The following is a 13,014-nucleotide window of genomic DNA, read 5'->3' as shown; positions in this document are numbered from 1 at the left end:
CGGGAAGAAGGCCAGGGGCTCTGCCCCTGGACCCCGTTAAAGGCGGAGCCTTTAAAATCCATTAGTTTTAGGCAAGGGGAGGGCTGTCCAGGCCAGATCAGCGGAACCACCGAGGCAGCGCCCTCCCCTTGCCTAAAACTAGCGGGTTCTAAGGGCTCCGCCCTTAGTGGGGGGTTCGGGGGGCAAAGCCCCCTGATCTTCCTTCCGTAAGCCATCAAAACCCCACAACCGGTGTGAGTGCGACGTAGACGGATTTGGTCTCGGTGTAGGCGTCGAGTGCGGTGCGGCTGTTTTCGCGGCCGTAGCCGGATTGTTTCATGCCGCCGAACGGCAGTTCGACCGGGGTGATGTTGTATTGGTTGATCCAGCAGGTGCCGGCTTTGAGTTGGGCGATCATGGTATGGGCGCGCGCGAGGGTGGTGGTGAACACGGCGGCGGACAGGCCGTATTGGGTTGCGTTGGCGCGGGTGATGGCTTCGGCATCGGTATCGAAGGGGAATACCGCCATCACGGGGCCGAAGATTTCCTCTTGGGCGATGCTCATGCCATCGGTGCAATCGGCAAAGATGGTGGGTTCGACGAAGCTGCCTTGGTCGAGGGCGCCGGTGGTGCATCGGTTGCCGCCAGCAGCGAGGCGGGCACCGGCGGCTTTGCCGGCTTCGATATGGGTGAGGACTTTTGCCATGTGCTCCGGCGAGATCAGGGCGCCGATCTGCGTGGCGGGGTCGAGTGGATCGCCAATGGTGAGGGTGCGGGTTTTCGCGATGAGAGCGTCGAGAAACCGGTCGTGGATGCTGCGATGGACGAATACGCGGGTGCCGTTCGAGCAGATTTCACCGGCGGAGTAGAAATTGCCCAGCATGGCCGCGTTCACGGCGCTGTCGATATCGGCGTCGTCGCAGATGATGATGGGGGATTTGCCGCCGAGTTCGAGCGTGACGCGCTTGAGGCTGGCGGCGGCGAGGGCAGCGACGGCTTTACCGGTCGCGACCGATCCGGTGAGCGAGATTTTGCCGATGCCGGGATGCTCGACGAGGTGCTGGCCGGTTTCACCGAGACCATTGACCACGTTGAACAGCCCATCCGGCAACCCAGCCTGCTTGAAGATGCGCGCGAGTTCGAGCGCGGTGAGCGGGGTTTGCGGCGCCGGTTTGAAGATCACCGCATTGCCGCAGACCAGCGCGGGGGCGGCTTTCCAGCACGCGATTTGCAGCGGGTAGTTCCATGCGCCGATCGCGGCAACCACGCCGATCGGCTCGCGCCTGGTGTAACCGAACGCGGTCGGGCCGAGATCGATCGCTTCGCCGCCGATGGTACCGGCCAGCCCGCCGAAATATTCGAGGCATTCGGCGCCGGAAATCACATCGACCGCGATGGTTTCGCTGATCGGACGGCCGGTGTCCTCGGATTCCAGGCGCGCGAGGGCGGGTAGGTTTTCGCGCAGCAACGCGGCGGCGCGCAGCAGAATCCGCCCCCGCGCGGCGGCGGGCGTTGCCGCCCAGTCGCGCTGAGCGGCGGTGGCGGCGGCGACCGCGGCATCGATCGTGGCGGCATCCGCGATGTCGAGTGTCGCGAGCAGCGCGCCGGTCGCCGGGTTGCGATCCTCGAAAGTCGCAAGGCTGATCGCGGACCAGTCTTGTCCGGCGATGAAATTGGGGCGCGCTATCATGCTGGGCGTAGCCTTGTGGGTCAGTTGGTGGCGGCGGTGTTGTCGCGGTAATCGGCGCGGCCGGCCTGGGTCAGCGCATCGAGAATCTCGGTGGTGCCGATGCAACCGACGATGCGGCCGTTATCGGCCACCAGCACCGGGCGGGTGGTCTGCTGGCGGATTTCCACGATGTCCTTGAGCAGATGCTGGCCGGTGACGATGCCGGTGCTGCCTTGCGGGCAGCGTACGCCCGGTTGCGGCTGATGAAATGGTGCCGCCGCGCCATCGCGGTGCAGCGCGATCAACTGGCCGCTATTGTCGAGATGCAGCGCGTAATCCTGATTGTCGTTGAAATGATGCGCGCCGTCCGGGGCGCGCAACGCTCCGATCGGACGCATCAACGAGGCGGCGCGGATCGCGGTGAGCGGATTCATATGGGCAACGAATTCCGCGACGTAATCGGTCGCCGGGCGCAGCACGATGTCTTCGGGCTTGCCGACCTGGATCACCCTGCCGTCCTTCATGATCGCGATACGGTTGCCGATTTTCAGCGCCTCGTCGAGATCGTGGGTGACGAAAATGATGGTCTTCTGCACGGTGCGTTGCAGTTGAAGCAACTCGTCCTGCAATTTGTTGCGGATCAGCGGATCGAGGGCGGAAAACGGTTCGTCCATCAGCAGAATATCGGGGTTGGTGACCAGCGCGCGCGCGAGGCCGACGCGCTGCTGCATCCCGCCCGACAATTCGCTCGCGTGCTTGTCCGCCCATTGCAGCAGGCCGACGCGATCGAGCCATTGATCGACGCTGGCGCGCATTTCGGCGGGTTTCATCTTGCGCAGTTCGAGCCCGAGTTCGACGTTGCGGCGCACGGTACGCCAGGGCAGCAACGCGAATTGCTGAAACACCATCGAGACCGCCTGGTTGCGCAGGCGGCGCAAGGTGGCGGGCGGCGGGTTGCTCATATCGACCAGCTCGTCGCCGTGGCGGATGGTGATGCGGCCGCGACTGATCGTGTTCAGCCCGTTCAGCGCGCGCAGCACCGTGGTCTTGCCCGAGCCGGACAGGCCCATCAGCACGAAAATCTCACCCTGTTCGACCTCCAGATTGACGTCCGCCGCGCCGACCACGATGCCGGTCGAGCCGATGATGTCGTTGCGGGTCTTGCCGGCGTCGAGTTCGGCGAGCGCCATCGTCATCCGCCCGCGCGCGCCACGGTCGGCGCTGCCGGGAAACAGGATATCGACGGCTTCGAACTTGGCGGCGAAACTCATGCGTTGGTGCTTTCCTGGCTCGGCCGGAACACCCGATCGAGAATGACCGCGACGATCACGATGGCAAGACCCGAGGTGAATCCCTTGCCGATTTGCACGGTCTCCATCGCCTCGACCACCGGCTCACCCAGGCCGCCGGCGCCGACCAGGGCGGCGATCACCACCATCGACAGGCTCAGCATGATCACCTGCGTCAGCCCGGCCAGAATGGTCGGCAGAGCGGCGGGGATTTCCACTTTCCAGAGCAGTTCGGTCGGGCTCGCGCCGAACGCCTGCCCGGCTTCGATCAAGGGGCGGGGGACGTTGCTGATGCCGATATAGGTCAGCCGGATCGGCGTGGGCACCACGAAGACGATGGCGGAAATCAGACCCGGCACGCTGCCGAGGCCGAACAGCACCAATGTCGGGATCAAGTAGACGAAGGTCGGCAGCGTCTGCATCATATCAAGCACCGGGCGCAGCACGCGGTACAGCGCCGGCCGGTGCGCGGCGGCGATGCCGATCGGCACGCCGATCGCCATGCACGCGAGCGTGGCATACACGATCAGCGAAATCGTCTCGAGCGTGCGATCCCAATAGCCCTGGTTCAAAATGAACAGCAGGGCCAGGAAAACGAACAGCGCCATCCGCCAGGATTTTTTGAAAACATAGGTGAGTGCCGCAAAAATCACGATCAGCAGCAGCGCGGGAACCGCGTGCAGAATGCTGGTCGTGCCATCGAGCAGAAAGCCCAGCACGTTGGACAGACCGTCGAAAAAACCCTGGAAATTATTTTTGACGAAATTGACGAAATCGGTCGACCAGGTGCCGACCGGTATTTCGTGGTCGGTAATCCAGGTCTCGGGATGGGTCAGAAGGGTCACGATGATCTCTCCCGCATGGGCCCGTGTCGATTGCTGGCGCGCAATGCCTGCCCTGGCTGATCGGTGCCGGGGCAGGCGGTGCGCGGCGGGGGTTGGATCAGCTCGCCTTGAGCTTGCTCATCACGGCGGGCGCGCCCGGCTTGCCATCGGTGGTGGTGACACCGGCCAGGGTGGATTTCACCCAATCCGGATGCGCGAGCAGCCAGGCCGCGGCTACCGCGTTGGCGTCCTTATGTTTCACCTGCACATCGTACATCATCGCGTTTTCGTCGTTGATGGTGAGTTTGAAATGATGCAGCAGGGTGCCGACATTCGGGCATTCCTTGGCGTAGCCGTATTTGGTGTTGATATAAATGGTCGCCTTGCCTTCGTCCGGGCCGAAATAATCATGCCCGCCGGAGAGGTAGTCGATATGGAACTGCACGTTCATCGGCTCCGGTTCCCAGCCGAGGAACACGATCGCCTGTTTTTTCGGATATTTGCGCGATACTTCCGAAAGCATGCCCGCTTCGCTCGACTGCACCAGATGGAACTTGCCGAGGCCGAATTTATTCGCCTTGATCATGGCGAGGATGTGCTGATTGCCGTCGTTGCCGGGCTCGATGCCATAAATCTTGTAGTCGAGCTGCTTGCCGTATTTCGCGATGTCGGCAAAGCTGGTGAGGCCCTGTTTGTAGAGATAATGCGGCACCACCAGCGTGTATTTCGCATCGGTCAGGTCAGGGCCGATCACTTCCATCGCTTTCTGCTTGATGTAGGGTTCGGTCGTCTTGTCCTGCGAAGGTGTCCAATTGTCGAGAAAGACGTCGATCTTCTTGTCCTGCATGCCGGCGTACATGACCTGCAGCGAATAGAGATTGGTCTTGACCGTGTAACCCAGATCCTGGGCGACATCGGTGAACACCGCGTTCTGCACGGCATTATCGGTCCAGCCGATGTTTGCCATGGTGATGGTCTTGCACGAAGCCGGCTCCGCGGCGCGGGCAATGCCGAGCCCGAGCGATGCCGTTGCCATGATCGACGCAAAAGCCGTGATGACGGTTAGATTTTTCAATTTAGCCTCCTGGATGCACAGATTCTCGTAACCAATCCGCGCTGGTTTTCTGTCCCTGGAACGCCGCAATCTGTGTGCGGTCGCCGTAACGCTAAGCATCATGTTGCACCCGACGGCGTCTTGCATGCAAGCGACATCGCCCTTGCATCCGCCCATCTTGCACCTAATGGGGCAGGCCGGTCGACCAAAAATTGACGATAGCGACCCCGGCATAAAACAGAACCGTCAGCACACCGGCCACCGGCTGGGTGAAGCCGCGCGACGCCTTCAGGAACGAGGTGCCGGCGACTTCGAACAGGATCGCGATGGCGAGGAGGATGTAAGGGGATGGCATCGGGGGGCGACTCTCAGGGAGGTCAATGAGGGAAAGGGACGATAAGCACTTCTTTTTTTGAAAAAAAAGAAGCAAAAAAACGTCTATTCGCGCGTCCCGTGCCGTTGCGGCGCCCGAAGCCCAGTTCAAAAAAGTTTTTTGCTTCTTTTTTTCAAAAAAGAAGCGCTTCCCTTCCCTGCGCCGCCGCCCGCAGAAAGACATGGGCTTATGCACAAATGCAATTTGCCTCACCGCGCCGCGCAATCCTAACCTGCGGGCGCATTCGGAGACTCTTCATGCTCGACCAGCAGACGATCAACGCGCAGATCGGTGATCTATTGGCCACCCGCCGGCCGGGGCATAGTCTGCCCGGGGCGTTCTACCACGATCCGGCGATTTTCGACTTCGACCTGCGCGAGATTTTCGGCCAGGCGTGGCTGATGGTCGGCTTCGAGGTCGAGGTGGCGGCGGCGGGCGCCTATCTGGCGATCACGATCGGCCGCAGCCCGGTGGTGGTGTTGCGCGGGCAGGATGGCGTGTTGCGCGGATTTTTCAATTCGTGCCGGCATCGGGGCGCGCAGATCCTGCCGGATGGGTGCGGCACCGCCGAGCGGCTGATGTGCCCGTATCATCAATGGATGTACGATGATCGCGGCGCGCTGCGCGGGGCCGGGCGGATGCCGCGCGATTTCGATAAATCCCAGCATGGCTTGAAGCCCATTCACGTCCGCACCGTGGCCGGCACGGTCTATGTGTGTCTCGCCGAACAGGCGCCGGATTTCACCGCGTTTCACGATGCGCTGGCCCCGATGCTGGCGCCGCACGATATGCTGAACGCCAAGGTCGCGGCCCAGGCCACGCTGGTCGAGCGCGGCAATTGGAAGCTGGTGATGGAAAACGCGCGCGAGTGCTATCATTGCGCGGCGCGCCATCCGCAATTATCGGTCTCGTTCCCGACCGATGCGCGGGGCAATTTTCTGAGCTCCGAGCGGGTCGATATCCTGGATTTCAAGCAGCGGATGGAGGCGATGGGCCTGCCGAGCGCGCCGGTCGAAGGGGCGTGGTGGCAGGCCTCGCGCTTTGCGCTGCGCGAGGGCAACGAGTCGATCACGATCGATGGCAAGCCCTGTGTGAAAAAGCCGATGTGCAGCGTCAACGGCGGCGATGTCGGGTCGATGCGCTGGGCGCTGGAGCCGCATAGTTTCTGTCATGCGCTGGGCGATTTCGTGTTCATGTTCATCGCGGTGCCGGTCGCCCCCGAGGAGACCATCGTGATGGCGAAATGGCTGGTGCATAAGGACGCGCAGGAAGGGATCGATTACACGGTCGATGATCTGACCAACGTGTGGAACGAGACCAATCTGCAGGACCGCGATCTGGTCGAGAACAACCAGCGCGGGGTGAATTCGTTGGGATATACGCCAGGACCCTACAGCGAGAGTTCGGAATCGCTCGCGATCCGCTTCGTCGATTGGTATGCCAACCGGGTGGCTTCGGTGGTGCCGCAACCGGCGCCGATGCGCCGGCCCGCCCTGGTCGGGCTCTGACATGGCCGATCTGCCGCTCGGCGCCGATCGGGATCACCAGGCCTGGCACCCGGAAACCATTGCGGTCGGGCACGGTTATCATCCGGCCGAGCATCACGGTTCGGCGAAACCGCCGGTCTATCTGACCTCGACCTTCGTGTATCGCGATTCGATGCACGCCAAGACCGCGCATGAGGGCTACATCGCCGGCCGCGCGCCGCAGTCCGGCGCGGATGAGGGCTATATCTACGCCCGGCTCGATCATCCGAACATGCAGATGCTGCAGGACCGGATGGCCGCACTCGACCGTGCCGAGGCGTGTGCGGTGTTCAATTCCGGCATGGCGGCGATTTCGACTACGCTGCTGTCGCTGGTGCGGCCGGGCGAGAGCGTGGTGCACACCAGCCCGCTGTACGGCGGCACCGATGGGTTGCTGAACAATCTGATGGCACCCGCGCACGGGGTAAAGCCGGTCGCGATCGCGGATGCGGTGGATGAGGCTTCGATCACCAGCGCGGTCGATCAGGCGCTGGCACATGGGCGGCTCGGGATGATCTGGGTCGAGACACCGTCGAACCCGCTGGCCGGGATTGCCGATATCGCGCTGATCGCGCGGATTGCCCGGCGGCTGGAATTGCAGCAGGGCAGCCGGCCGCTGGTGGTGGTCGATAACACGTTCATGGGGCCGCTGCTGCAAAACCCGCTCGAACAGGGGGCGGATCTGTGCATGACCTCGCTGACCAAATACGCGAGCGGGCATAGTGATCTGTTGGGCGGCAGCGTGTCCGGCCGGTTCGCGCTGATCGAGCCGTTGCGGAAAATGCGCACGGTGATGGGCACGCATCTCGATCCGCATGGCTGCTGGTTGCTGTTGCGCTCGCTGGAAACCATGGGCCTGCGCACCGAGCGGGCGTGCCGCAACGCCGCCGCCGTGGCGCGGTTTTTGCGCGATCATCCGAAAGTGGCGCGCGTGACCTATGCCGGGTTTCTGCCGGAGGGCAGTGCGGCGCGCGCGACGTTCGAGCGGCAATGCGCGGGTGCGGGTTCGACCTTCGTGTTCGACATCAAGGGCGGCGAGGTCGAGGCGTTCCGGATGCTCGATGCGCTGAAACTGCTGCGCCTCGCGGTCAGCCTGGGCGGCACGGAGACGCTGATCTGCCACTCGGCGACGACGACGCATTTTTCGGTGCCGAAGGCCCGGCGCGAGGCTTCGGGCGTGACCGATGCGACCATTCGGCTCTCGGTCGGGATCGAGCATGAGGCGGATATTATCGGTGATCTGGCGCAGGCGCTGGAAAGGATCTGAGCGATGGATGGTGTGATGCGGCAGGCGTATCCGGTCGATCCGAAATCCGCGGTGGGCAAGCTGGCGCGACCGGCGCAATTCGTCGATGTGCTGGTGGTCGGTGCCGGCCCGGCGGGCATCGCGGCCGCGCTGGCGGCGGCGGGTGAGGGTCGTTCGGTCATGCTGGTCGATGAGCATCCGGTCAGTGCGGCGATGGCCGGGCTCGATGTGCCCTATCTGTTCGGCGGCCGGGCAACGCCGGCGTTGGGCAATCAGGCCCGGATGATCGAACAGGTGGCGGGCGCCATGCCGGGCCTGGAGGATGCGTTCGAGGCGGGGATCGAGGTGGCGCTGAACGTGAGCGTCTGGGGCATGTGGGTCGCCGGGCCGGGCTTGCAGGTGCTGCCGTGCGCGGTGGCGGGGCTTGCGACCGAGGATCGGTCCTGGCTGTGCGGCTTCGGCCGCGCGGTGATCGCGACCGGCGCGCGCGATCTGGTGCTGTCCTTCGCGGGGTCGGACCAGCCGGGCGTGGTCGGCGCGCAGGGGCTGCACGCGCTGCTGACGCGCTATGACGCCTTCGCCGGCCGCGTGGTGAGCATTCTGGGATCGGGCCGGCTGGCGCTGGAAACCGCGCTGCTCGCGCTCGACAAGGGTTTGACGGTGGCCGCCCTGATCGAGGTGCGCGATGCGCCGCAGGGTCCGGCCGATCTGGTGGCCGAAGTCGCGGCGCGCGGGGTTGCAATTCGCTGCGGCGCCGTGCCGTTGATGGCAGAGACCACGGTCGATGGCGTGGTGGCGCTGCGGATCATTCCGGTGGCGGGTGGTGCGGTCGAGCGGATTGCGTGCGACACCGTATGCTTGGCACTCGGCCTGGTGCCGCAGATCGAACTGCTCGATACGCTGGGGGCGGCGGTCACGCTCGATCGCGATCGGGGCGGCTATGTGCCGGTGTGCGATGCAACGGGCCAGACCTCGATCGAAGCGATCAGCGTGGCGGGGGATTGCGCCGGTGTGGCCGAGCCCGGCGGGCTCGATTACCGCATGGCGTGGATGCGCGCGCTGCTCGATACCGGCGGCAACGACGCGCTGGCCTGCACCTGCGAGGAGGTGACCCGCGGCGATGTGTTCGCGCTGCATCAGCCACGCTATCTCGGCCCGGAATCCGAGGCGATGGCGGCGCGCGATCTGGCCGGGCTGCTGGCCGACGGGCCGCCGGATCACGACCAGATGAAGCGGCTGACCCGGGTTTCGATGGGGCCATGCCAGGGGCGGCGCTGCCGCGAACAGGTGGCGATGCTGCTGGCGATCGGCGCGCGCAATGATATCGGCATCGTCAACCGCGCCGGGTTTCGCGCGCCGGTGCGCCCGCTGAGCCTGGCGGCCCTCGCGGCACCCGATGACGCAGCCGGGCGGGACGGCTGGGATGTGTGGTTCGGCATCGTCGCGCAATGGGTGCCCTATGATGAAATCGGCACGCCGCGCGAGGCCGACTATATCGCCGGAGACATGCATCTATGAGCCAGACGCGGGAGAACGGCGCTGCGGTCGTCATCATCGGCGCGGGCGTGACCGGGTTGAGTGCCGCTTGGTGGTTGGCGCGCGACGGGGTGGATGTGCTGGTGCTCGACAAGGGCGTGATCGGCTACGAAGCCTCGAGCCGCAACGGCGGTGGTGCGACGCATTATCAGAGCCCGCTGTTCCACGAGGAACAACGGCTGTGGCCGCTGATGGATGAACTGCTCGGTTATCCGACCGAACACCGGCCGGAGCGCATCGTGATCGCGATGAACGAGGCGCAGATGGCGCGCTACCAGCGGATGCAGGGGATTCTGGCCGGGCTCGGTTATCGGGCCGACCTGCTCGATCCGCAGCAAGTGCGCGATGCGGTGCCGCTGGCGGGCGATCAGCATATCGGCGGCGTGCATATCCGCACCGGCGGGCAGGCCAATCCGCAACGCACCGTGCAGGCCTATGCCTGGGCGGCGCAGGACCACGGCGCGCGGATCATGCAGCATACGCCGGTGCTGGGCATCGAAATGGCGCATGGCCGTGCGGTGGGTGTGCGGACGCGGGATGGCATGATCGGCTGCGATCAGTTGATCGTCGCGGCGGGGCCGCAATCGGGCACGCTGCTGCGCGGCATCGGGATCGACCTGCCGGTGGCACCCGCGCGGGCGGAAATGATCGTGACCGAGGCGCTGCCGCTGATGCCGTACGGCGGCGTCGACGGCAACGGTCTCTACGGGCGGCAGACGCTGCGCGGCAACCTCGCCTACGGCGGCGGCTGGCACGAGTGGATGGACGAATTGCCGCTGCACGGCGCGCTGCCCCGGCCCTCGACCCCCGTTCTGCAACACATCGCGCTGCGCATCGCGCAGATGCTGCCCAAGGCGGCACACACAAGGATGATCCGCTCCTGGGCCGGCATCATTGAAAACACGCCGGACGGCCGGCCCGTGCTCGACCGGCCCGCCAACCCCGGCAACGTGACGGTGGCCACCATGTCGAGCGTCGGCTTCGGCCTGTCGCCCGCGACCGGGCGGGCCCTGCGGGACCTGGTGATCGACGGACGATGTTCGTTCGCCGATATCGACAAATTGTCGCTGCGGCGGTTCGACGGGCTGGACCCGGATTGGCGGCGCATCCAGGGCTGGGTCACCCCGGCGACACACCAAGCCAGTGTCCCGGCATGAGTGCGGGAAAAATTCTTGTGGTCGGTGGTGGCATTGCCGGGCTGAGCACGGCCTGGGGCTTGGTGCGGCGTGGGTTTGCGGTGGAGTTGTTTGAGCAGGGGGCGCTGCCGTATCCCAAGGCGTCGTCTTATGATGAGCACCGGATCATTCGCCATGCGTACGGCGATATGGAGGGTTATGCGTATCTGATGCCCGAGGCGTTTCGGGTCTGGAATGCGTTGTGGGCGGCTTTGGGGGTCTGCCATTACGATGCGATGCCGGCGGTTTATCTGATGCGCGGCGAGAGCGACTGGTACGAGACGACCAAGCGCTCGATGGGCCGGATGGGTGTGGCGTGCACGGATATTTCGATCGATGCGGCGATGGCGCGGTATCCGATGGTCAATCCCGAGGGTGTCACCCGTGTGGTGCAGACCGATGGTGCGGGGATGTTGTATCCGATCCGTATTTTGACCGACATGGTCAAGCTGATTGCGGGGCTGGGCGTGGTGCTGCACCCGAATTCGCTGGTGGAATCGGTTGATCTGCAAGCCGGTACGGTGCGGACCGCGGCGGGCCTTACCCAGGGCGATGCGGTGGTGGTGACGGCCGGGGCCTGGGTGAACCGGTTGATCCCGTCCACCACCGGGGTTGCGGTGCCGTCGCGCCAGGCGGTGATGTTTCTGGCGCCGCCGCCGGCGCTGATGGATGCGTGGCAGGCGGCGCCGGTGCTGATCGATATCGGGCCGGACAGCGGCACTTATACATTGCCGCCGCGTGCCGGCACGCGTTTGAAAATCGGCGATCATCAGTTCACCCGCCAGGGCGATCCCGATGAGGACCGCACCGGCACCGATGCCGATGTGGAACGCCTGACCGCGGCGGCGCGGCGCGCCTGGCTCGATTTCGACGCCTATACGGTGCTGGAGCGTAAGGCATGTTTTTATACCGTGACGGCTGATGAACGATTCCTGGTGCGGCGGGAAGGCACCAGAGGCTGGCTCGGCAGCGCATGCTCCGGCCACGGGTTCAAATTGGGGCCGCTGATCGGTGAGGGCATTGCCGCCACGATCGCCGGTGAACGCGATGCCGACACATTGGCGATTTGGGCGGCCGGCCGGGCCGGTTGATACCGGAGGCCGCATCGGCACGATCTGCCTTACGGGGCGGGGGGGCGGGCGCAGTGTTCGATCATCCAGCTGCGGAAGAGGGCGACGACGGGGTCGGCGAGGTCTTCGGGGCGGAGGATGAGGAAGTAGCCGTAGCCTTCGTCGATGATGGCGTCGTAGGGCATGACGAGGCGGCCGGTGGCGAGTTCGGCGGCGAACAGGTTGAGGTCGGTGAGGGCGACGCCGGTGCCGGCGATGGCGTAGCTGGCGGCGTAGCTGGCGGTATCGAAGGCGAGGCCGCGGTCGGTGTTGACGTCGAGTTTGAGTTGCTGGACGTAGCTGGCCCACTTGATGCCGCGGGCCTGGCCTTCGAGTTTGACGTGCAGAAGCTCGTTGTCGCGCAGGAATTGTTCGAGGGATTTGCCTTGATGGGCTTCGGCGATTTCGGGGGCGCAGACGGGTGCGAGGTTGATCATCCAGAGCAGGTCGGTGACGGTCTGGCTGACCTGGGGGCGGTCGTAGACCACGGCGACGTCGGGTTCTTCCTTGGGCATGCCGGTGCCGTTGGAGGAGAAGACATCGATCAGGATGTCCGGGTATTCGCGGTGGAAGTATTTCAGGGCCGGGATGGCGATTTGCTGGAGGAAGCTGGGCGGCATGTGGACCCGCAGCGTGCGCTGGTGGCTGGCGCGGCCGCGGTTGCGGATAATCTCGTTCATTTCGCGCTCGATGGCATCGAACGAGCGGCTGATGGCCGGCAGGAGCGCCTGACCCGAGGCGGTGAGTTCGAGTCCGTGGGGGCGGCGGATGAGCAAGGGTGAGCCGAGCAGGGATTCCAGGGTTTGGACATGGCGGCTCAGGGCGCTTTGGGAGACGTTGAGCGCCTGACCGCCGGCGGTGAAGCTGAGGTGACGACCCACCGCCTCGAAGGCGCGCAGGGCGTTGAGGGGAATCCAGCTGCGGTTGATGATGGGTTTGGCGGCCATTCTGGCGAGTTTTGTCGGGGTTGGGGGCGATGGCAAGGGGTGGGGGCGATGGGATGGCTCATCGGCGCATTTCTGATGCTGGAAGATTGTATATCATTACGATATCGTAATGAAATAGACGTGCAAAATCATGGCCCTTTGCGCCACATTTTTTTGACGTTGAAGGAGGGGATGAAGGGTTGGTGCCAAGGTGGCACGGGCGGTGGGGGTGGGCCGAGGATTTCGTGGAGTTGTTCTGGCGTGAAGTCGATGCTGCCGTCGGGGTTGATTTTGTATTGGTCCATGAA

General features: G+C 64.4%; 11 protein-coding genes. 5 read left to right on the top strand and 6 right to left on the bottom strand.

What is annotated here, in order from left to right; translation table 11 throughout:
• Positions 1-214: 214 nt before the first annotated feature.
• From betB to BW994_RS20180, 5 genes are all read right to left on the bottom strand, one after another.
• A complete protein-coding gene (gene betB / locus BW994_RS09125) occupies positions 215-1,669 on the bottom strand; it encodes a betaine-aldehyde dehydrogenase (protein WP_029313903.1) in 1,455 nt (484 codons plus the stop codon).
• Positions 1,670-1,689: 20 nt separating this feature from the next.
• A complete protein-coding gene (gene choV / locus BW994_RS09120) occupies positions 1,690-2,919 on the bottom strand; it encodes a choline ABC transporter ATP-binding protein (protein ID WP_029313905.1) in 1,230 nt (409 codons plus the stop codon).
• Positions 2,916-3,782, bottom strand: coding sequence for a choline ABC transporter permease subunit (gene choW / locus BW994_RS09115; RefSeq protein WP_456303721.1), 867 nt, complete (start codon positions 3,780-3,782; stop codon positions 2,916-2,918). The genes choV and choW overlap by 4 nt, the downstream gene beginning before the upstream one ends.
• 97 nt (positions 3,783-3,879) lie before the next feature.
• Positions 3,880-4,836, bottom strand: a complete 957-nt coding sequence (locus BW994_RS09110; protein WP_029313909.1) for a glycine betaine ABC transporter substrate-binding protein — start codon at positions 4,834-4,836, stop codon at positions 3,880-3,882.
• 163 nt (positions 4,837-4,999) lie between these two features.
• The gene (locus BW994_RS20180) at positions 5,000-5,413 is read right to left on the bottom strand and encodes a DMT family transporter (protein ID WP_245594233.1); all 414 of its coding nucleotides are present in this window, start codon (positions 5,411-5,413) and stop codon (positions 5,000-5,002) included.
• A 32-nt stretch (positions 5,414-5,445) separates the two neighbouring features.
• On the opposite strand from BW994_RS20180, the gene BW994_RS09100 reads away from it, so the two are divergent.
• From BW994_RS09100 to BW994_RS09080, 5 genes are read left to right on the top strand one after another with little or no spacing between them, the layout of a single operon-like run.
• Positions 5,446-6,696: an aromatic ring-hydroxylating oxygenase subunit alpha gene (locus BW994_RS09100; RefSeq protein WP_029313910.1), complete on the top strand. Its 1,251-nt coding sequence runs from the start codon at positions 5,446-5,448 to the stop codon at positions 6,694-6,696.
• A gap of 1 nt (position 6,697) precedes the next feature.
• Positions 6,698-7,981, top strand: a complete 1,284-nt coding sequence (locus tag BW994_RS09095) for a cystathionine gamma-synthase family protein (protein WP_029313912.1) — start codon at positions 6,698-6,700, stop codon at positions 7,979-7,981.
• Positions 7,982-7,984: 3 nt separating this feature from the next.
• The gene (locus tag BW994_RS09090) at positions 7,985-9,478 is read left to right on the top strand and encodes an FAD-dependent oxidoreductase (RefSeq protein ID WP_051657632.1); all 1,494 of its coding nucleotides are present in this window, start codon (positions 7,985-7,987) and stop codon (positions 9,476-9,478) included.
• Complete coding sequence (locus BW994_RS09085) at positions 9,475-10,653, top strand: NAD(P)/FAD-dependent oxidoreductase (RefSeq protein WP_029313916.1); 1,179 nt, start codon at positions 9,475-9,477, stop codon at positions 10,651-10,653. Before BW994_RS09090 ends, BW994_RS09085 begins: the two co-directional genes overlap by 4 nt.
• Positions 10,650-11,762, top strand: a complete 1,113-nt coding sequence (locus tag BW994_RS09080; protein WP_029313917.1) for an NAD(P)/FAD-dependent oxidoreductase — start codon at positions 10,650-10,652, stop codon at positions 11,760-11,762. The genes BW994_RS09085 and BW994_RS09080 overlap by 4 nt, the downstream gene beginning before the upstream one ends.
• A 29-nt stretch (positions 11,763-11,791) precedes the next feature.
• On the opposite strand, the gene BW994_RS09075 is transcribed toward BW994_RS09080, so the two are convergent.
• Positions 11,792-12,727 (bottom strand): LysR substrate-binding domain-containing protein, encoded by a 936-nt coding sequence (locus BW994_RS09075; protein WP_029313919.1) that lies wholly within the window; start codon positions 12,725-12,727, stop codon positions 11,792-11,794.
• Positions 12,728-13,014: the final 287 nt, after the last annotated feature.

Source organism: Acidiphilium rubrum, assembly GCF_900156265.1.
Classification (GTDB): domain Bacteria; phylum Pseudomonadota; class Alphaproteobacteria; order Acetobacterales; family Acetobacteraceae; genus Acidiphilium; species Acidiphilium rubrum.
The sequence above is the reverse complement of the archived record's forward strand: the minus strand, read 5'-3'. Positions and strand labels throughout refer to the sequence as shown.